Origin of the sequence: Amycolatopsis sp. NPDC101161, assembly GCF_044768185.1 — a bacterium.
In the GTDB taxonomy this organism is placed as follows: domain Bacteria; phylum Actinomycetota; class Actinomycetes; order Mycobacteriales; family Pseudonocardiaceae; genus Amycolatopsis.
Map to the genome: position 1 here is coordinate 1,952,586 of NZ_JBIWPI010000001.1, position 17,351 is coordinate 1,969,936.

General features: G+C 69.2%; 24 protein-coding genes. 16 read left to right on the top strand and 8 right to left on the bottom strand.

From position 1 onward, the window contains the following. Positions 1-98: 98 nt before the first annotated feature. Positions 99-1,310, bottom strand: a complete 1,212-nt coding sequence (locus ACIRSS_RS09540; protein WP_400892654.1) for an MFS transporter — start codon at positions 1,308-1,310, stop codon at positions 99-101. A 68-nt stretch (positions 1,311-1,378) separates the two neighbouring features. Between ACIRSS_RS09540 and ACIRSS_RS09545 the strand changes: the two genes are divergently transcribed. Continuing rightward, positions 1,379-2,239 (top strand): 1-aminocyclopropane-1-carboxylate deaminase/D-cysteine desulfhydrase, encoded by an 861-nt coding sequence (locus tag ACIRSS_RS09545; RefSeq protein WP_400892657.1) that lies wholly within the window; start codon positions 1,379-1,381, stop codon positions 2,237-2,239. A gap of 4 nt (positions 2,240-2,243) precedes the next feature. Here ACIRSS_RS09545 and ACIRSS_RS09550 read toward each other — a convergent pair whose 3' ends face one another. Further along, positions 2,244-3,239 carry a LacI family DNA-binding transcriptional regulator gene (locus ACIRSS_RS09550; protein ID WP_400892660.1) on the bottom strand — a complete coding sequence of 332 codons (996 nt, stop codon included), beginning with the start codon at positions 3,237-3,239 and terminating at the stop codon, positions 2,244-2,246. 133 nt (positions 3,240-3,372) lie between these two features. On the opposite strand from ACIRSS_RS09550, the gene ACIRSS_RS09555 reads away from it, so the two are divergent. Together ACIRSS_RS09555 and ACIRSS_RS09560 are read left to right on the top strand one after the other, a co-directional pair. Beyond that, the gene (locus ACIRSS_RS09555; protein ID WP_400892663.1) at positions 3,373-5,034 is read left to right on the top strand and encodes a peptide-N4-asparagine amidase; all 1,662 of its coding nucleotides are present in this window, start codon (positions 3,373-3,375) and stop codon (positions 5,032-5,034) included. 53 nt (positions 5,035-5,087) lie between these two features. Further along, on the top strand, positions 5,088-6,365 hold the full coding sequence (locus tag ACIRSS_RS09560; protein WP_400892665.1) for a cytochrome P450: 1,278 nt from the start codon (positions 5,088-5,090) through the stop codon (positions 6,363-6,365). A 4-nt stretch (positions 6,366-6,369) separates the two neighbouring features. Here the strand turns inward: ACIRSS_RS09560 and ACIRSS_RS09565 are convergent, their stop codons facing one another. The 3 genes from ACIRSS_RS09565 to ACIRSS_RS09575 all read right to left on the bottom strand — a co-directional run bounded on the left by ACIRSS_RS09565 (position 6,370) and on the right by ACIRSS_RS09575 (position 8,680). Further along, positions 6,370-7,326, bottom strand: coding sequence for a DUF1152 domain-containing protein (locus ACIRSS_RS09565; protein WP_400892667.1), 957 nt, complete (start codon positions 7,324-7,326; stop codon positions 6,370-6,372). A 117-nt stretch (positions 7,327-7,443) separates the two neighbouring features. Beyond that, complete coding sequence (locus ACIRSS_RS09570; RefSeq protein ID WP_400892669.1) at positions 7,444-8,070, bottom strand: alpha-ketoglutarate-dependent dioxygenase AlkB; 627 nt, start codon at positions 8,068-8,070, stop codon at positions 7,444-7,446. A gap of 34 nt (positions 8,071-8,104) precedes the next feature. After that, positions 8,105-8,680 carry a dihydrofolate reductase family protein gene (locus tag ACIRSS_RS09575; RefSeq protein WP_400892671.1) on the bottom strand — a complete coding sequence of 192 codons (576 nt, stop codon included), beginning with the start codon at positions 8,678-8,680 and terminating at the stop codon, positions 8,105-8,107. 215 nt (positions 8,681-8,895) lie between these two features. Here ACIRSS_RS09575 and ACIRSS_RS09580 point away from each other — a divergent pair, with 215 nt between their 5' ends. Next, a complete protein-coding gene (locus ACIRSS_RS09580) occupies positions 8,896-9,474 on the top strand; it encodes a hypothetical protein (protein WP_400893424.1) in 579 nt (192 codons plus the stop codon). 43 nt (positions 9,475-9,517) lie between these two features. On the opposite strand, the gene ACIRSS_RS09585 is transcribed toward ACIRSS_RS09580, so the two are convergent. Beyond that, a complete protein-coding gene (locus tag ACIRSS_RS09585) occupies positions 9,518-9,832 on the bottom strand; it encodes a hypothetical protein (protein ID WP_400892673.1) in 315 nt (104 codons plus the stop codon). Between the two features lie 357 nt (positions 9,833-10,189). Here ACIRSS_RS09585 and ACIRSS_RS09590 point away from each other — a divergent pair, with 357 nt between their 5' ends. The 11 genes from ACIRSS_RS09590 to ACIRSS_RS09640 all read left to right on the top strand — a co-directional run bounded on the left by ACIRSS_RS09590 (position 10,190) and on the right by ACIRSS_RS09640 (position 15,554). After that, the gene (locus tag ACIRSS_RS09590) at positions 10,190-10,849 is read left to right on the top strand and encodes a hypothetical protein (protein WP_400892675.1); all 660 of its coding nucleotides are present in this window, start codon (positions 10,190-10,192) and stop codon (positions 10,847-10,849) included. A 5-nt stretch (positions 10,850-10,854) separates the two neighbouring features. Then, positions 10,855-11,892 (top strand): SRPBCC family protein, encoded by a 1,038-nt coding sequence (locus ACIRSS_RS09595; protein WP_400892677.1) that lies wholly within the window; start codon positions 10,855-10,857, stop codon positions 11,890-11,892. Next, positions 11,889-12,290 carry a gas vesicle protein GvpJ gene (gene gvpJ, locus ACIRSS_RS09600; protein WP_400892679.1) on the top strand — a complete coding sequence of 134 codons (402 nt, stop codon included), beginning with the start codon at positions 11,889-11,891 and terminating at the stop codon, positions 12,288-12,290. Before ACIRSS_RS09595 ends, gvpJ begins: the two co-directional genes overlap by 4 nt. A gap of 1 nt (position 12,291) precedes the next feature. Beyond that, positions 12,292-13,056 carry a GvpL/GvpF family gas vesicle protein gene (locus ACIRSS_RS09605; protein WP_400892681.1) on the top strand — a complete coding sequence of 255 codons (765 nt, stop codon included), beginning with the start codon at positions 12,292-12,294 and terminating at the stop codon, positions 13,054-13,056. A gap of 3 nt (positions 13,057-13,059) precedes the next feature. Continuing rightward, positions 13,060-13,317: a gas vesicle protein GvpG gene (locus ACIRSS_RS09610; protein WP_400892683.1), complete on the top strand. Its 258-nt coding sequence runs from the start codon at positions 13,060-13,062 to the stop codon at positions 13,315-13,317. A gap of 6 nt (positions 13,318-13,323) precedes the next feature. Continuing rightward, positions 13,324-13,623, top strand: a complete 300-nt coding sequence (gene gvpO / locus ACIRSS_RS09615; RefSeq protein ID WP_400892685.1) for a gas vesicle protein GvpO — start codon at positions 13,324-13,326, stop codon at positions 13,621-13,623. Between the two features lies 1 nt (position 13,624). Next, a complete protein-coding gene (locus ACIRSS_RS09620; protein WP_400892687.1) occupies positions 13,625-13,972 on the top strand; it encodes a gas vesicle protein in 348 nt (115 codons plus the stop codon). Positions 13,973-13,988: 16 nt separating this feature from the next. Next, the gene (locus tag ACIRSS_RS09625) at positions 13,989-14,735 is read left to right on the top strand and encodes a GvpL/GvpF family gas vesicle protein (RefSeq protein WP_400892689.1); all 747 of its coding nucleotides are present in this window, start codon (positions 13,989-13,991) and stop codon (positions 14,733-14,735) included. After that, complete coding sequence (locus ACIRSS_RS09630; protein WP_400892691.1) at positions 14,732-14,926, top strand: gas vesicle protein; 195 nt, start codon at positions 14,732-14,734, stop codon at positions 14,924-14,926. Before ACIRSS_RS09625 ends, ACIRSS_RS09630 begins: the two co-directional genes overlap by 4 nt. Next, a complete protein-coding gene (locus tag ACIRSS_RS09635) occupies positions 14,919-15,206 on the top strand; it encodes a gas vesicle protein K (protein ID WP_400892693.1) in 288 nt (95 codons plus the stop codon). The genes ACIRSS_RS09630 and ACIRSS_RS09635 overlap by 8 nt, the downstream gene beginning before the upstream one ends. 69 nt (positions 15,207-15,275) lie before the next feature. Then, a complete protein-coding gene (locus ACIRSS_RS09640) occupies positions 15,276-15,554 on the top strand; it encodes a GlsB/YeaQ/YmgE family stress response membrane protein (RefSeq protein WP_400892695.1) in 279 nt (92 codons plus the stop codon). A 131-nt stretch (positions 15,555-15,685) separates the two neighbouring features. On the opposite strand, the gene ACIRSS_RS09645 is transcribed toward ACIRSS_RS09640, so the two are convergent. Continuing rightward, positions 15,686-16,414, bottom strand: coding sequence for a TetR/AcrR family transcriptional regulator (locus tag ACIRSS_RS09645; RefSeq protein WP_400892697.1), 729 nt, complete (start codon positions 16,412-16,414; stop codon positions 15,686-15,688). 96 nt (positions 16,415-16,510) lie between these two features. Here ACIRSS_RS09645 and ACIRSS_RS09650 point away from each other — a divergent pair, with 96 nt between their 5' ends. Continuing rightward, on the top strand, positions 16,511-17,095 hold the full coding sequence (locus tag ACIRSS_RS09650; RefSeq protein ID WP_400892699.1) for a flavodoxin family protein: 585 nt from the start codon (positions 16,511-16,513) through the stop codon (positions 17,093-17,095). A 21-nt stretch (positions 17,096-17,116) separates the two neighbouring features. Here the strand turns inward: ACIRSS_RS09650 and ACIRSS_RS09655 are convergent, their stop codons facing one another. Then, positions 17,117-17,332, bottom strand: coding sequence for an aspartate/glutamate racemase family protein (locus tag ACIRSS_RS09655; protein ID WP_400892701.1), 216 nt, complete (start codon positions 17,330-17,332; stop codon positions 17,117-17,119). Positions 17,333-17,351 lie beyond the last annotated feature (19 nt).

Here is a 17,351-nt window from a genome sequence, read left to right on the forward strand (position 1 = left end):
CTGAAGTCGCGGATCAAGGCAGCCCGGAAAACGCTCGTCAAGCAGAAGGAATATCCCAACACCACGGCGAGCTACAAAATCAAGCACAGCTCGATCCGCTAACTCGCGGCTTCGGCCATTTCGCGCTCGGTGCGCTCGAACGCCGCCGGGGAGAGGGTGAACCACACCAAGACCGCGCTCACCGACTGGATCGCCGCGGCCATCACCCACACCGCTCGCAGCCCCCAGTGCGCCGCCACGAAACCGCCCGTCAGCGCGCCCAGCGGCGTCAAGCCCCACGCCAGTGCGCGGTGGCTCGTCAGCACCCGGCCGAGCAGGGGCGCCGGGGTGAAGCGCTGGCGGCTGGACTGCGAACACACGTTCCAGATCAGCACCGTCGCCGTCAGCAAGATCAACACCGCACCGACTAGCGGCGGCCACGGCGGGACGAGCGCGATCAGCAGGTTCGTCACCACGCCGAAGCTCTGCCCGAACCGCATCGACCACGAGTAGCCGATCCGGTCGACGACCTTCTGCACGACGAACGACGACGCGACCCAGCCGAAGGCGAGACACGCGAGCAGCAGGCCGTAGCCGACCGAGCCGACGTGCAGGACCTGCGTCGCGTACAGCACGAACATCGAGTTGCCCGCGCTCGCGGCGAACGAGCCGAGCGCGACGTTGAGCGTGATCGACCGCAGCAACGGCGTCTGCACCAAGTGCCGCAGCCCGGCCGACAGGTCTCGCAGCGGGTGCGTCCGCGCGGCGACGACGGACTCCGAATGGATGCGCCGGACCAGGAACAGCGCGAGCAGCGCGAAGCCCGCGGCCAGCCACGCCGGCGCCCCGGTGCTGACGACGATCAGGAACCCCGTCAGCGGCGGCACGACGAACTGCACGACCCCGCGGTCGATCACCGTGAGCCGCGCGTTGGCGTGCGCCAGCCGGTCCGGCGGGACGAGTTCGGGCACCAGCGCGCCGCTCGCGCCGTCGCCGAGCACCTGCGCGGACGTGACGACGAAGGCGACCACCAGGAGTACCGGCAGGCTGAGCAACCCGGCGGACGCGACGGCGGCGAGCACGACGGCGGCCACGACCTGCACGGCGTACGCCCAGGCGAGCACGGCGGTCCGCCGCACGCGGTCGATGAGCACGCCCGCGAAGAGCGAGAGCAGCAGCCACGGCGCCTGCCCGGCGACGTTGACCAGCGACACCTCGCGCGGATCGGTGGTGACGGAAACCGCGAGCAACGGCAGCGCGGCGAGCATCAGCCCTTCGGCGGAGGAACCGGACACCGCGACCGCCTGCAGCCGCACCCACCTGTTCGTCACGCGCGAAGCCCCATGATCGGCATCATGCCGAACGGTCGTACGCGGTTCAAACGATTTATGCTCACAGCGTGACGAAGCTGCAGCTCACCGTGCCTTCGCCGCTCGTCGAGCTGGAGGAGCCCGAACGTGGGGTGCGCGTCCTGCTCAAGCGCGACGACCTCATCCACCCCGAGCTGCCCGGCAACAAGTGGCGCAAGCTCAAGCACAACCTCCGGGACGCCGCCGAGGCCGGCGCCATCCGCCTGCTGACCTTCGGCGGGGCCTACTCCAACCACCTGCTCGCCACCGCCGCGGCCGGCCACCACTTCGGGTTCGAGACGGTCGGCGTCGTCCGGGGCGAGGAACACCTGCCCCTCAACGATGTGCTGCGAGCGGCGGCCGGCCACGGCATGAAGCTCACCTACCTCGATCGGACGGCGTACCGCGCGAAAGCCGATCCCGCGGTCCTCGACGATCTGCGTCGCGCGTGGGGCGAGTTCTTCCTGATCCCGGAAGGCGGGGCGAACCCGGCCGGCGTCCGGGGCTGCGCCGAACTGGTGGCCGAGATCGAGCGGCCGTTCGACGTCGTCGCGTGCGCGGTCGGCACGGGCGCGACGCTCGCCGGGATCGCCGCCGGGCTCGGACCCGGACAGCGCGCCATCGGGTTCTCGGCGCTCAAAGGCGAGTTTCCGCCCGCCGACGTCGCCCGGCTCCAGCGCGAGGCGTTCGGGCGAGAGCTGGGGGAGTGGTCGGTCGACACGGGCTACCACTTCGGCGGCTTCGCGCGGCGGACCCGCGAACTAGACGCCTTCATCGACGAGTTCGAGCGGCGCCACGGCGTCCGGCTCGACTGGGTCTACGAAGCCAAGATGATGTTCGGGCTGCGGGAGCGCATCCGCGGCGGGGAGTTCCCCGAGGGCACGACGGTCGTCGCCGTCATCGCCGGGTGAGGGTTCAGCGGCGGACGCGGGTGGATTCGCGGACGACCAGTTCCGGCGTGAACACCACCGCTTGGTGGTCGATGGTCGTGTCCGCCGTTTCCGCCAGCAGGAGTTCCGCCGCCGTGCGGCCGAGGCGCTGGGCCGGCTGGCGGACCGACGTCAGCGGGACCGCCGCCGCGCCCGCGAACTCGATGTCGTCGTAGCCGACGATCGCCATCTCGTCCGGAACGCGCACGCCCGCGCCGACCATCGCCTGCAGCAGGCCCAGGGCGAGGAGGTCGTTCGCGCAGAACACCGCCGTCGGACGGGGGATCGTGCCCAGCAGGCGGGCGCCGGCGTCGCGGCCCGATGCCACGTCGAGGCCGATCGCTTCCAGCACCGTCAGTTCCGCCGCCGAGCCCGCCAGCGCCGTGCGCAGGCCCTGCTCGCGGTCGCGGCACTGGGCGAGGATCGTCGGCCCGTTGACGAACGCGATGCGGCGGTGGCCGGTCTCCAGGAGGTGCCGGGCCGCGAGCGCGCCGCCCGCGATGTCGTCCACCGCGACCGAGCTCGCTTCCGACGTCGGTGCCTTGCGGTCGACGAACACGTACGGCGTGCCGCTGCGGCGGAACGCGCGCAGGGCCTCGCCGGACGTCCCGACCGGGCTCAGCAGCACGCCGCGGACCCGCTGCTCGGCGAACATCGCCAGGTAGGACGCTTCGAGGTCGGACCGCTGGCCGCTGTTGCAGGTGATGATGTTGAGGCCCTCGGCGTGCGCGGCCTGTTCGGCGCCGCGGGCGACGTCGACGAAGAACGGGTTGCCGAGGTCGAGCACCAGCAGCCCCATGATCCGGCTGCGTCCGGCGCGCAGCTGGCGGGCCGACTCGTCGCGGACGTAGCCGAGCTCTTCGATGACCGACAGCACCCGGTTCCGGGTGGCCGCGGCGACCACGTGCGGCCGGTTGACCACATTGGACACCGTGCCGATCGAGACGCCGGCGCGCTTCGCGACGTCCTTGATGCCGACCACCGCACCCCCTCGCTGAGAAGGGCGTGAGCCTACCACGGTGCTGAAACGTTTCAGCACGGTCGTTTCCCACCGTAAGTAGCATGATCGCGGTACTAGGCTTCCCCGCGGTGAGCTGCCGCTGGGAGGAGTCCGGGTGCGGATCTTCACGATCGTCCTGTCACTGGTGCTGACGTGGGTGCTCTCCGGGGCGGTCGCCTCGGCGGACCCCGTGCTCGAACACGACACCGACGACCCGGTGACGGCGGCGCCCGCGGTGACCCGGCCGGACACCGCGCGCTGCACGGTGACCCTCGCCGACGCCTTCCGCTCCAACGCCGCCGACGGCACACCGCAGTACTACGAAGGCACGCTCGCGCCGCCGAAGGCCTGCCCGGGCCCGTGGGCGAAGGTCGTCATGGACCAGACCGTGACCGTCAGCGGCCGCCAGTACGACCGGATCGGCGACCTGCGGATCGGCGGCACCGAAGTCTGGTGGGGGACCACGGAGGAGCCCAGCGGCGAGGGCAACCGGCCGATCACCTACCACTTCGACAAGGACCTCACGCCCTACAGCGCGCTGCTGCGCACGCCGCAGCCGTTCCACGGCGGCATCGAGAACTACAACTCGCCGGTCTACACCGGGGTCTACGCCCAGACCGTGACGCTCACCTACTACCAGGCCGACCGGAAGCACCCCGCGCCCGAAACGGCCGACCACGTGGCCGGGTTCGGGCACGCCGACGCGACCCCCGCAGCGCCCACCGTCCACTTCAGCGCGAAGGACCTGCCTCGCAACATCACCCGCGCCTATCTCGAAGTCACCCTCGAGGGCCACGCCTGCGACGAGCAGTGGTTCGACGACGTCCCGGACGCTGTGTCGGCGAAGTACCCGGCGGCCGGGCTCTGCGGCAAGGGCCCGTACCGCGAAGCGAACTTCGCGCTCGACGGGACGCCCGCCGGCAGCGCGTTCACCTTCCCGCACATCTACTCCGGCGGGATCGTGCCGCAGCTGTGGCGGCCGATCGTCGCGATCGACACGTTCAGCCTGCACGCCGAAACCTACGACATCACGCCGTTCGCCGGCCGGCTCGTGGACGGCGCCGCGCATGACCTCTCCTTCTCCTTTCCGGACATCGGCGGTGAGTTCACCGTCGTCCCGACGCTACTGCTCTACACCGACAAAAGCGCCGCGCAGACCACCGGCGCCCTGGTGCAGCACGACGTCGCCGCGGCCCCGGTGCGGCAGGAAACGGTGCGGGACATCAAGGACGGCGTGAACGTGACAGTCACGGCGAAGCGCGACGACGTGACCGCCGGCTACGTCGACACCTCCGCCGGCCGCGTGTACACGCGCGTCGAACGCACCCGCGACTACCGCAACAGCGACGACGTCACCGGCGGCGGCTTCACCCAGCACGTCGTGCAGGGCGACTCGGGGCAGCAGACCTCGACGTCCACTGTGGACGGCCGGGTGCGGTCGGCGAACCGGCACACCTGGTCCTACCCGCTGACCACCGACGCCACCGCGAACATCACCGACGACCAGAACCTGCGGATCTCCGGTGCGGCGCAGATGACGCAGACCCTCGGCGACCTCACCGGCGACGGCCGGTACTGGCGGCCGGTCCGCGCGTCGACGGAGTGGCTGAGCTCGTCCGGCGTGCTGGCCCGCACCAACGGCGTCAACACCGAGGCCGACGGCCGCTCCCGCACGTCGTACGCCGGCACCGACGACCTCGGCCGGCCGTACTTCCACTACGTCGCGAGCGAGCACGGGCTGATCACCGAGAACCGGGAGGTCCCGCCGCGGAGGTGAGTCCCGTCTCGCGGCGGCTCACCCGATCGGGCTAGTGCGGTACTGTCGGATCCATGGGGAGTCTCCGCTCACGGGTCCTGGGCTGGGTCGGGCGCCGGTACCTCGCGCGTCAGTCGAAAAAAGGCTTCGACCTCGAAAAGATGTCGGCCATCCTGCCGGACTCGGCCCTGGAGCCGCTCCGGCGTGAGGGCCTGGACCCGGTGCCCGCGATGGCCGAGCGCCGCGCCGAAGCCCCGATCAGCAAGCTCGACCTGCCGTTCGGGATGAACGCCTGGCTGGTCACGGGGTACGACGAGGCGAAGGCGGTGCTCGGCAAGCCGACCGGGTTCTCCAGCGACTTCGGCAACCTCGTCGGCAACGCCGGCGTCACCGCGGACCAGAACCCGGGCGGCCTCGGCTTCGCGGACCCGCCGGTGCACACGCGGCTGCGGAAGCTGCTCACGCCGGAGTTCACGATGCGGCGGCTGAGCCGGCTGACCCCGCGCATCGACCAGATCGTCGCCGAGCAGCTCGACGCGATGGCCAAGGCGGACGGCCCGGTCGACCTGTGGCAGGCGTTCGCGCTGCCGATCCCGTCGCTGACGATCTGCGAGCTGCTCGGCGTGTCCTACGAGGACCGCGAGGACTTCCAGCGGCTGAGCACCGCCCGGTTCGACCTGTTCGGCGGCGCGGGCGCGTCGCTCGGCGCGATGTCGGAGTCGCTGACCTACCTGCTCGACATCGTCAAGAAGCAGCGTGAGGAGCCCGGCGACGGCCTGCTCGGCATGCTGATCAAGGAGCACGGCGACGAGATCGACGACCGCGAGCTGGCCGGTCTCGCCGACGGCGTGCTCACCGGCGGCCTGGAGACGACGGCCAGCATGCTCGCGCTCGGCGCGCTGGTGCTGCTGCGCGACGAGCAGGCGTTCGACGCGGTCCGCGGCGACGAGGAGTCCGTGCACCGGTTCGTCGAGGAGCTGCTGCGGTACCTGACGGTCGTCCAGATGGCGTTCCCGCGGTTCGCCAAGGAGGACATGGAGATCGCGGGCGCGCGGATCAGCGAAGGTGACATCGTGCTGGTGTCGCTGTCGGCGGCCGACCGCGACCCGAAGCTGGGCCCGGACATGGAGAAGTTCGACGCGACCCGCGAGCCGACGTCGCACCTGGCGTTCAGCTACGGGATCCACCGCTGCATCGGCGCGGAGCTGGCCCGCATGGAGCTGCGCACGGCGTACCCGGCGCTGGTCCGCCGGTTCCCGAACCTGCGCCTGGCGGTGCCGGCGGAGGAGCTCTCGTTCCGCAAGGTGTCCATTGTGTACGGCCTGGACGAGCTCCCGGTGCTGGTGGACTGAGGGGTCAGTGCGGAATGACCCGCCGCGGCCGCCGCTCGACGCGGTCCCGGTGGGCTTCGATGACCATGGCGACGTCGACGGCGCTCTCGGTACCGGCGAGGTCATCGAGGTAGCCGACCCCGGCGGCGAGGGTCGCGAGGTCGACGGTGAAGTAGACGCCCATGAGCGGGTTCACGAAGAGCTCACTGCCGGCGGTCCGAGCGGTGAACTGGGTATTGCCGAACTCGCCACGCAGGGCGGCGGCGATCTGCCCGTGCACGATGCTGGGCCGCTCCGGGGTGGCGCGCTGAGCATCGGCAACGGCATCGAGATAGGCCTCGGCCTCCGGTGAACGCGAGGGGATGGAGAGGGCACCGAGGTACCCACCATCCCGATCGAGGGCGGCGAGGTTCTCGAGGACATGAGCGTGGCAGACGCCGTGAAAGGCATCGATGCCGAAGCCGAGACTGACGACAAGCCGGTCGACACCCTCGAGAGAGGCCACGGCGGCAAGACTGGTCATGTCTTCTTCGGGCGTCCCGAGCCCGGCTTCATCGCCGCGCAGCAGGATGTCGGTACCCCCATCGACGAGAACAACGGCATCGACACCGAGGTGGGCGACGAGCTGCCGATAGGCATCCCGAAGCGGCCGAACCCCGGTGCGGGGGAAGGCATGGACAACGGAAGGCCACCCGCGGGAGTCGAGCCACCGAGCAAGGGTCCGTTCCGGGAAGTAGGCATCGTCACCGGAGCTGCGGGGGCGGACGGTGGCGACACCGGGGAAGAGCCAGTCGTCAAGATCAAGCCGGTCGAGATCACTGAAGGCAAGGTTGGCGAGGTGAACATCTTTGCCTTGCGCGCGAAGGGCAACGGCAAGGGGAAGCCCGGCATAGACATCGAAGCCCCCACCGGCACCGGCAACAAGAACACGCCGAGCGGAGCGAAGCCGAGCAAAGAGCGGCGGTTCGAAGAGACTGTGCACAAAGCCATCGTACGGGGCTCACCAAAGTCCTTTGTGGACTAACCTCCCCCCCCCCCGGGCCCCCCGGGCCCCCCGGGCCCCCCGGCCCCCCGGCCCCCCCGGGAACCCCAGGAACCCTCAGTTCACCCCTCGAGGCCGAAACTGAACCGAGATCCGAGGCCCAACGGCTTTGGCGGTCTTGGGAACCGAATGCTCCCAAGTCCGCTGACAACTCCCACCCATGACGAGCAAATCCCCGTGCCCCAGCGGCCGAGCCAAGGTCTTCCCGCCCCCACCCCGCGGCCGCAACGCCAAGTTCCGCGCCGCGCCCACGGAAAGAATCGCGACCATGGTGTCCTCCCGGGCACCCCGCCCGATCCGGTCACCGTGCCAGGCCACGCTGTCGCGGCCGTCGCGGTAGTAGCACAACCCCGCCGTCCGGAACGGCTCGCGCAGTTCCCGCAGGTAGTGCCGGCTCAACGTGTCCCGCGCGGCGGCCAGCACCGGGTGGGGGAGCGGCACGTTCTCCCGGTAGTAGCTGAGCAGCCGCGGCACGGCGACGACGCGGTCGTACATCTTCCGCTTCTCCGCCTGCCACGGCACGCCCTCGACCAGCGCCGCGAACAGCTCGTCGGCGCCCTCGAGCCAGCCGGGCTGGATGTCGACCCACGCGCCCGAGCCGAGGTCGGTGCGCTCCGGCGCGAGGGGGCGCAGCGCGACCGACCCCTGGGTGTCGAAAAGCGAAGACTGGAGACCCGGGTTCATGGTCTCCAGCCTACACCAAGATCGAACACCTGTTCTAGTGAATCACGTCGTAGACGAGCTTCTGGATCCCGTTGCCGTAGGTCTCGCTCTCGACGACCTTCAGGCTCTGCTTGTCCTTGTCGGTCGCGCTGAACAGCCGCTTGCCCGCGCCGAGCAGGACCGGGAACACCAGCAGGTGGTAGCGGTCGATCAGGCCGGCGTCGGCCAGCGCGCGGTTCAGGGTGGCGCTGCCGTGGACGGTGATCGGGCCGCCGTCGGTCTGCTTGAGCGCGGCGACGTCGTCGAGCGACCGCAGGACGGTGATCTCGCCCCAGTTCGTCACCAGGTCCTGCTCGGACAGCGTCGTCGAGACGACGTACTTGGGCATCGCGTTGTAGCCCGGGAACTCCTCGGTCATGCCCGGCCACACCGGCGCGAACGCCTCGTAGCTGACCCGGCCCATCATCATCGCCGCGGATTCGCCCTGCTCACGGCCCTTGAGCTCGTAGGCCGCCGGGTCGAACTCGATGTCCTTGAAGGTCCAGCCGGCGTTGCGGTAGCCGGGCTCGCCGCCGGGTGCCTCGACGACGCCGTCGAGCGAGACGAAGGCGGTGGCGATCAGGGTGCGCATGGGGTGCTCCTCGGTGGTCGTTCCGTGCGTTCGTCAGTCTGTCGAACGGCGGTGGCCGGATTCGACACCGCTCCGCGAAAAGATCGTGGGGTCTTGTCCGCGGCGGCTTCGGCTCGTACAGTCGTGGTCACACCGGGTAAAGGTCTGAACCTTTCCGGTCACCGCCGCCTCGAGTGACAGGAGGTTGGACGGTGCGCAGACTTCGCGGCGCGGGCGTGCTCGCGGCGGTCGCGACGGGGCTCGCGGTACTCACCCCGGTCGCCGACGCCCAGGTCGGGACCGGCCCGTGGATCTCGGATTCGCCGGGTTACTCCGAGCAGGAGCGGGGGTGCGGCAACGTCTCCGGGCTCACGTTCAAGCTGACGTGTTCGACGGCCAGTGGCGACCAACGCGCGGAACGCCGCTACACCACCTACACCGGCGGCACCCACCAGTTCGAGGGGTCGTTCAAGATCACCAGCATGTCCGGCTCCCGGATCAGCCTGAAGCAGACGTTCCGGGACGGCTCCAGCGCCGGCCCGTTCTTCCTGCTGGCGGTGGAGAAGGGCGGCCGCCTCTACGCGGTCCACGGCGGGGAGACGATCGCCACCGGCGCGACCGTGGGCACGAGCGTCCGCGTGAACACGATCAACCAGGTCGGCAGCACGCACAAGGTGTACATCAACGGCTCCCAGAAGGACTCGGTTTCGAGTCCGGGCGGGAGCTACTACGACAAGTTCGGCAGCTACCGCACCGCCAGCGGCCAGGGGCCGATCACGGTGGAGTGGAGTGGGATCAAGTTTTGGCACAAGTAGCCGAGATAGGGTTTGAACTGCTGTTTTGTAGTTGTTGATCTGGTCAGGCCGTCTCGGGATCTTCAAGCCGTGCCGCTCCGGTGTGGCGCGGTTTGAAGATCCCGTCGGCTGCTTGTCCTCGGCCGGTTCCGGTCGCGGCGACCGAGCCGGTGCTTCGGGTGAGCGGACGGCAAAAGTTCGGTTCGGAAAAGGCAAACTGCTCACCGAGCAAGATCTTCGGCGCCTGCCTTTTCGCGTCACCGTGCATGGCCGACGACCCGGATGGGTTAGGCCATTCGGCGGGATCGGCTTTCTCGTTTCGCTGCGTTTCCGGCCCCGTTCCGCTCGAAATTGATCTCCGTGGGTCGTTGTAGCTCACCGTGATTGCCGATGACGGCGAGAGAACGTGACCCGAGTGGGTGAGACTGTTCGGCGGTGACGAGCAGGCCATCTGTCCGATGTAGGCGATCGCAGGGTGATCGAGCCTGCTTGTTCGGTGACTTCAAGCAGATCAGGAAACTCGTCGGTAACCGAAGCCGATGGTCCACAGTGGTGAGTCGATGACCGGCTCGGCGAAGATCTCGGAGCTTGATTTCCTCGACGACGGCGGTTTTCGTGGACTGGCACTCGGGTAGCCGGACTAAGCGATGCCGACGCATCCGTTCGCCCCGAATTCCGTAGGTCGTGCGCGATGTGTGGGGACTCGTCCGAACCGTCAGCGTCAGGAGGATCGACCATGAAAGCAGGAGCGCGGATGGCCCTCGGGGTCGGGGCCGGCTATCTACTGGGGCGCACGAAAAAGATGCGGCTCGCGTTGATGATCGCGGCCGCCGGGGCCACCGGGCGGGCGGGCACGTCCCCGGTGAAACTTCTGCAGCACGGCCTGAAGCAGCTCGGCGCCTTGCCGGAGCTGGGCACGCTCACCGACGTCGCCCGCGACGAACTGCTCGGGGCGGCCAAAGCGGCCGCTGTGACGGCGGCGAGCTCCCGGATCGAATCGCTCACCGGGCGCCTGCAGGAAGGGGGCCGCAAACGGAACGAGGAACCGGACGACGAAGAGCCGGACCGCGCGGCCGACGAGGAGGAGGACACGGAGGGCACCGATCGGCGTCGCAAGGGGGAGCCGGACGAGGAGGAGGAATCCGAGCGGCCCGTGAGGCGCCGCCGGGCGCCTGCCCGCGCCGAAAACGACGACCAGGACAACGACGACGAGGAAGACGAGCCGCAGCGGCCCGCGCGGCGCCGGCGGGCGCCCGCCCGCGCCGCGGACGACGACGAGGAAGACGAGCCCGAGCGGCCCGTGCGCCGCCGGAGGACGGCCACCAAGCGGGCGTCCACCTCATCCGACGGCGAAAAGCCGGCCCGGCGAGCCCGTGCCGGCACCGGCCGGAGGTGAACGGGATGGTCACGAAACAGCTGAAGAAGGCCACGGACCAGGTCAAGGACACCGCCTCGGGGACGGCGGGCAAGGTCGGCGGGGGACAGTCGAACGAGCTGACCGACGCACTGCGGCACCTGACGCAGGCCGTCGCGGGACGGGCGGTCGGCTCGCTGACCAAGCGGATCACGTCCGCGTCCGGCCGCCTCAACGACTACGCCGGGGGAGGTGGCGGCGGCCTGGCCGAAGCTGTCACCGGCGGGAAACCCAGCGTGAAGGGCAAAGCCGCGATGGGCGCGGTCAAAGGCGGGTTGTCCGGTCTCATGGACAAGGTCAAGAACGCGTTCACCGGCGGCAGCGGCGGCGGGGGCAAGGGCGAGAAGATCAAGCTCACCAACATCATCGAGGAGATCGACATCGGTGCGCCCGTCGACCTCGTGTACGACCAGTGGACGCGGTTCACCGAGTTCCCGCGGTTCATGAAGAAGGTCGAGAGCGTCGAGCAGGTCAGCGACGAAAAGCTGGAGTGGAAGGCCCAGGTTTTCTGGTCGCACCGCAGCTGGGAGGCCACGATCCTCGAGCAGGTGCCCGGCGAGCGGATCGTGTGGCGATCGAAGGGGAAGAAGGGCCACGTGGACGGCGCCGTGACGTTCCACGAAATCACGCCCGACCTCACCAGGGTGGTGCTGGTCCTCGCCTACCACCCGCAGGGCCTGTTCGAGCGCACCGGCAACATCTGGCGTGCCCAAGGCCGCCGGGCCCGGCTGGAGCTGAAGCACTTCCGGCGGCACGTGATGACCGAGGCGATCCTGCACCCCGAGGACGTCGAGGGGTGGCGCGGCGAGATCCGTGACGGCCAGGTCGTCGACACCGAAGAGGGCGACGAGCCCGATGAGGACGAGTTCGACGAAGACGAAGGCGCGCAGGACGAAGGCCAGGACGAATCCGAAGAGGACGAAGACGAGGAAGACGACGAGGACGAGGACGACGAGCCGGAACCGTCCCGGCGCCGCGGGCAGGCCCGGACGCGCGCCGGCGGAGCGCGAGGGAACAAGCGATGACGACAGCCATCCAGCCGTCCGGCGGGGGAGGCGGCCTCGACCGCCCGAGTTCGAGCAGTCTCGCCGATGTGATCGACACGATCCTCGACAAAGGCCTGGTGATCGACGCCTACGTCCGGGTGTCCCTGGTGGGCATCGAGCTGCTGACCATCGACGCCCGCGTCGTCGTCGCCAGTGTGGACACCTACCTCCGGTTCGCCGAAGCCGTGAACCGGCTGGACATCTCGGACACCGAGCAGAAAGGACTGCCCGACCTCATCGAGGACATGAACCAGGGCGGAGCCAAGGCGAAAACCCGAGGAGCGCTCGAAGCGGCCGGCGACAAGCTCCGCGACCTCCTCGGCGACGACGAGGACGAAGAGCAGCCGACCGGACGACGGCGAAAGAGAGGTGACTGAAGTGGCGAGCGAAACCGAGACCGCCGTCTACGTCTACGGCATCGTCCCGGCGGACGTCGAGACCGACCCCGGCGCGCGCGGCGTCGGCGACCCGCCCGCGCCCGTCACGACCGTGGCCCACGAAGGAATCGCGGCGCTGGTGAGCGAAATCGCCCTGGACAAGCCACTGGGCAGGCCGGAAGACCTGACCGCGCACGCGGGCCTGCTGGACGCGGCCGCCGCCGAGGTCCCGGTGCTCCCGCTCCGCTTCGGTGCCGTCGTGTCCGATGAGGACGCCGTCGTCGAGGAGCTGCTCAAGGCGAACGAGGACGATTTCACCGCGGCCCTGGAAGAACTGGAAGGCAAGGCGGAATACGTCGTCCAGGCCCGGTACGTCGAGAAGGCCGTCCTGCGCGAGATCCTCGACGAGAACGAGGAGCTGGCGCGGCTGCGGGAGCACATCCGGGGCAAGCCGGAAGACGCCACGCGCGACCAGCGGATCGCCCTGGGCGAGCAGATCGGCAAGGCCATCGAAGCCAAGCGCGCCACCGACACACAGCGGATGGTGGACGCCTTGAAACCCCTCGGGGTGGAGATCAGCCCACGGGAACCGACGCACGAAGAAGACGCCGTCCATCTCGCCTGCCTGGCCGAAACGGCCGAGCAAGCCGATCTCGAGGCGGCCGTCGAAGAGCTCGCCCGGGACTGGGAAGGCCGGGTCGAGGTGCGGTTGCTCGGTCCGCTCGCGGCGTACGACTTCGTCGTCACCCAACGGCCCGGGGGGTAGGCGATGGGAGTGGTGGGCGCGATCCTCGGGCTTCCGCTCGCTCCGGTGCGCGGGGTGATCGCGGTGGCCGAGCTGATCCAGCGGCAGGTCGACGCGGAGCTGTACCACCCCGCGTCGGTCCGCCGCGAGCTCGAGGCGGCGGGCGAAGCACGTGCCGAAGGCGAAATCTCGCCCGAGGAAGAGGCCGCGACGCAGCAGCGGGTGCTGAACCGCCTGACCGCGTCCCCGTCTGGTCCGCGGCCGGACGAAGAGAAGAGGTGATGCCCGATGGCTCCGCAGAAGTCCGGCGGTGACCCGATTTCCGCGTCGTCGGCGGCGACGTTCGCGCTGCGCTACGTCGGCGAGCTGATCACGAGCGAGCCGACGGCGGTCACCTCGGTCGAGCCGGCGGACGACGACTGCTGGCTGGTGGAGGTCGAGGTACTCGAAGAACGCCGGATCCCGTCGTCGGCGGACATGCTCGCGCTCTACGAAGTCGAACTGGATCACGACGGTGCCCTGCTCGCTTACCGCCGGACCAGGCGCTATGCGCGCGGCCGGGCCGGGCTGGGAAACGGGGTGAGCTGACATGACTTCCGGACAGCCCGTCGCCGCGTCGGCCACTCAGCCCGGTCTCGGCTCGACCGGCAGCCACCAACCGGCCAACCTCGGCGACATCCTCGAACGCGTGCTGGACAAAGGCCTGGTGATCGCCGGCGACATCCGGGTCAACCTGCTCGACATCGAGCTGCTGACGATCAAGCTCCGGCTCGTCGTGGCCTCCCTGGAAACGGCGAAGGAAGTCGGGATCGATTGGTGGGAAAGCGATCCGTGGCTGACCGGGGACGACAGCGGGGTGCGCGCGGAGAACCGGCAGCTTCGAGCCCGGGTGGCCGAGCTCGAGGCCGGATCGGCGCAGGACGGCGAAGATGGTTGAGGGGCAGGGTGTTTGGATGTATGCCGTGACGCACGACCCCGTCCCGGCCGTACTCGCCGCCCTGACGGGGGTCTCGGCCGAGACCCCGCGGTCCGTCCAGGCGGCCGGGCTGGCCGCGGTCATCGGCGACGTGCCGCTGAGCTCCTTCGGCGAGGAAGCGTTGCACCGCAACCTCGAGGACCTCGACTGGCTGGACGCGGTGGCGCGCGCGCACGACTCGGTGATCGTCTCCCTGATCGACCGGGGAGCGGCCATCCCGATGCGGCTGGCGACGGTGTACCACGACGACGACCGCGTGCGTTGCCTGCTCGCGTCTCGGGCCGAAGAGTTCGCCCGGGTGCTCGACCAGGTCGCCGGGAGAACCGAATGGGGCGTCAAGGTGTTCCTCGCCCCGGTGCCGGACTCGCCGCCCGCCGCCGGTGGTCCGCCTCCACGAGGGGCGGGGGCGGCCTACTTGGCCCGGCGGCGAGCGGCGCTGGATTCGCGCGAGCGTCAGGAGGGGCGCGCCGTCGAGCAAGCGGACCGGGTGCAAAGCGTGCTCGCCGACCTGGCCGTCGACGTCCGGACCCATCCGCCGCAGAGCCGCGCGCTGGCCGGCGACGACGCGCGGATGATCCTCAACGGCGCGTACCTGGTCGACAACAGGCACACCCTGCGGTTCGCCGAAGCCGTCGCGACCTGCGACCAGGACAACGACGCGATCCGGGTGCGGTTGACCGGCCCGTGGCCGCCGTACTCCTTTTCGATGCTGGAGGAACCATGAGCCGATCCGACCCGGCACCGGCCATCGCCGAGCGGCCGGTCGCGCTGATCGACCTGCTCGATCGCGTGCTCGCCGGGGGAGTCGTCGTGAGCGGCGAAATCACTCTGTCCATTGCGGACGTCGACCTCGTGCACATCTCACTGCGTACCCTGCTGACCTCGATCACAGCTCTCCAACCTCGCAATGACTGAACCGGAGAAGCGGCGGATCAACGCCGATCCCGAGACGGCCGAGCGCAGCCTGGTCAGCCTCGTGCTGACCGTGGTGGAGCTGCTGCGGCAGCTCATGGAGAGGCAGGCGTTGCGCAGAGTCGACCACGGTGACCTCACCGATACTCAGATCGAGGCGATCGGGCAGACGCTCCTGAATTTGGAAAACCGGATGACGGAGTTGTGCGATCATTTCGGGATAGACCCGGGAGAGCTTAATCTCGACCTCGGGCCGCTCGGCTCATTGCTTCCCGAAGATTGACCGCGAATCGCGTTTCTCCGTTTGCGGTCGGGGGTAATCGAAGTCATCGCTTCGACAAAGGAGTTGGCGATGACTGTAGTCGGAATCATCAGTGCACTTGTCGTCGGTCTCGTGATCGGCGTGCTCGGCCGGTTGGTTGCGCCGGGGAAGCAGAAAATCCCCATCTGGCTGACCATCGTGATCGGGATCATCGCCGCGCTTGCCGGAACCGCCATCGCGCGCAGCGCCGGCTACGCCGAAACTCCCGGATTCGACTGGCTGGAGCTGATCACCCAGGTGGTGCTCGCGGCCATCGGCGTCTCGCTCGCCTCGATCGCCTACGGACGGCGACGGGGACTGATGCACTGACCCGCGTTCGTTTGTTCGGGCGGTATCGGTGCGACTTGGGGTTCCTGCCTGTCTCACGGTGATGACACCAAGATAAGTCTCATTTCTTGGCGTTTCTGCAGCGCCGCGGTTGTCGAGATGCGGGGTTGCTGTTAGTGGCGGGATGGGTGGGCCTCGTTGAGGCGGGCGAGCCATTCGCGCAGCAGGCCGGCTTCGGAGACGCTGAAGCCCGCGTCGGTCACGGGGTCGGTGTTGCCGGCGGGAGTGATGATCCCGAGTAGCGACTGTGCGCGCTCGGCGATGGGGGAGTGGTCGGGGCGGGGGCTCGTCCGCTCGGTCAGGGCGTCGAGCACGACGTCGCGCAGTGGCCGGATCAGCTGGGCGTCCCGTGCTTGTTCCGGCTGGGTCAGCAGGAGCAGGACCGCGCCCGTCGTGGATGCCTCGATGGCCACCACGGCCGCTTCGACCGGCACGCGGAGCAGGCCCTGCGCGTTGGCGCGTTCGAGCATGCCGCGCAGGATGGCCCGGTTTTCCGTTGCCGCCACGGGCTGGCGGCCCGGCCGCGCGTTTCCGTACATCAGCGTGTAGATGGCGGGGTTGGCCAACCCGAACTCGACGTGCACGTCCCAGCCTCGGCGCAGGTCGGCGACCGGGTCGTCGCTGGGCACGAACGCGCGTTTTTCAGCGAGGTAGCTCTCGAAGCCGAAGCTGGCCACGGCGTCGAGCAGCCCGTCCTTGTCCGCGAACAGCCGGTACAGCGTCGGTGTCTGAACTCCGGCCGCTGCCGCGACGGCTCGGGTGGACAGTCCGGACGGTCCGGCGTCGGCGAGCAGTTTCACGGCCGCGCTCAGGATGCGCTCGCGTTGGTCGTCGGAGGTCATGTGCCGATGATAACAGAAGCGTGTTGACATTGACAATGACACTGGTACGGCCCTAGCGTTGCCGTTGTCAACAAGTGGGTGCCGAAAGGATCTGCCATGCCATCCGTTCACGTCGCTATCGCTTACTACTCCGGCTACGGGCACACCCTCGAGATCGCCAAGGCCGTCCGCGACGGCATCGAGTCGGTGCCTGAGGCCCGCGCCGACCTGGTCGACGTGGCCGACATGACCGACGCGAAGTGGGCGGTCCTCGATGCGAGTGACGCGATCATCTTCGGAACACCGACCTACATGGGATCGGCGTCCGGGGCGTTCCACGCATTCGCCGAAGCGACTTCGAAGCGCTGGATGACCCAGCAATGGCTGGACAAACTGGCGTCCGGGTTCACCAACTCCGGATCGATGAGCGGCGACAAGCTGCACACGCTGCAGTACTTGGCCCTGCTGGCCGCACAACATGGCATGCACTGGGTCAGCCTGGGCCTGTTGCCCGGCTGGAACACCACGACCAGCAGCGAGCACGACGACAACCGGCTCGGGTTCTACCTCGGCGCGGGCGCCCAGACCTGGAACGACCAAGGCCCGGACGCCGTCCACAAGGCCGACATCACCACGGCACGCCACCTCGGCGCCCGGGTCGCGACCCAAGCCCTGCGCTACCAGCAGCCGGTCGCGTCATAGGTCGTCCAGGCGCCGCCGGCGTCAGGAAGTGGCGAGGACCTTTTCGAGTCCGGTGTCCCAGCCAGGCCGGATCTTGCCCCGAGGCGGTGCGTAGGTGCGGATCTTGCTGGTGCGCTGGCCGAGCCGGACCAGTGCCTCGGCCAGTGCGACGCCGGCGGCCACCGGGTCGATCACCGGGACTTCGAGGTGAGCCGACAGCGCCTTGTCCATGCCGGCGAGGCCGGCGCAGCCGAGCACCAGCGTTTCGGCGCCCTGG

Bases quoted from the DNA above. Each gene is read 5' to 3' on its own strand.
- gvpO (WP_400892685.1), top strand. From the start codon at position 13,324: ATGGCTCCGCAGAAGTCCGGCGGTGACCCGATTTCCGCGTCGTCGGCG.
- ACIRSS_RS09575 (WP_400892671.1), bottom strand. From the start codon at position 8,680: ATGCGCACCCTGATCGCCACCGCCTTCGTCTCGCTCGACGGCGTCGTC.
- gvpJ (WP_400892679.1), top strand. From the start codon at position 11,889: ATGACGACAGCCATCCAGCCGTCCGGCGGGGGAGGCGGCCTCGACCGC.
- ACIRSS_RS09620 (WP_400892687.1), top strand. From the start codon at position 13,625: ATGACTTCCGGACAGCCCGTCGCCGCGTCGGCCACTCAGCCCGGTCTC.
- ACIRSS_RS09590 (WP_400892675.1), top strand. From the start codon at position 10,190: ATGAAAGCAGGAGCGCGGATGGCCCTCGGGGTCGGGGCCGGCTATCTA.
- ACIRSS_RS09560 (WP_400892665.1), top strand. From the start codon at position 5,088: ATGGGGAGTCTCCGCTCACGGGTCCTGGGCTGGGTCGGGCGCCGGTAC.
- ACIRSS_RS09630 (WP_400892691.1), top strand. From the start codon at position 14,732: ATGAGCCGATCCGACCCGGCACCGGCCATCGCCGAGCGGCCGGTCGCG.
- ACIRSS_RS09640 (WP_400892695.1), top strand. From the start codon at position 15,276: ATGACTGTAGTCGGAATCATCAGTGCACTTGTCGTCGGTCTCGTGATC.
- ACIRSS_RS09570 (WP_400892669.1), bottom strand. From the start codon at position 8,070: ATGAACCCGGGTCTCCAGTCTTCGCTTTTCGACACCCAGGGGTCGGTC.
- ACIRSS_RS09610 (WP_400892683.1), top strand. From the start codon at position 13,060: ATGGGAGTGGTGGGCGCGATCCTCGGGCTTCCGCTCGCTCCGGTGCGC.
- ACIRSS_RS09650 (WP_400892699.1), top strand. From the start codon at position 16,511: ATGCCATCCGTTCACGTCGCTATCGCTTACTACTCCGGCTACGGGCAC.
- ACIRSS_RS09635 (WP_400892693.1), top strand. From the start codon at position 14,919: ATGACTGAACCGGAGAAGCGGCGGATCAACGCCGATCCCGAGACGGCC.
- ACIRSS_RS09595 (WP_400892677.1), top strand. From the start codon at position 10,855: ATGGTCACGAAACAGCTGAAGAAGGCCACGGACCAGGTCAAGGACACC.
- ACIRSS_RS09645 (WP_400892697.1), bottom strand. From the start codon at position 16,414: ATGACCTCCGACGACCAACGCGAGCGCATCCTGAGCGCGGCCGTGAAA.
- ACIRSS_RS09625 (WP_400892689.1), top strand. From the start codon at position 13,989: ATGTATGCCGTGACGCACGACCCCGTCCCGGCCGTACTCGCCGCCCTG.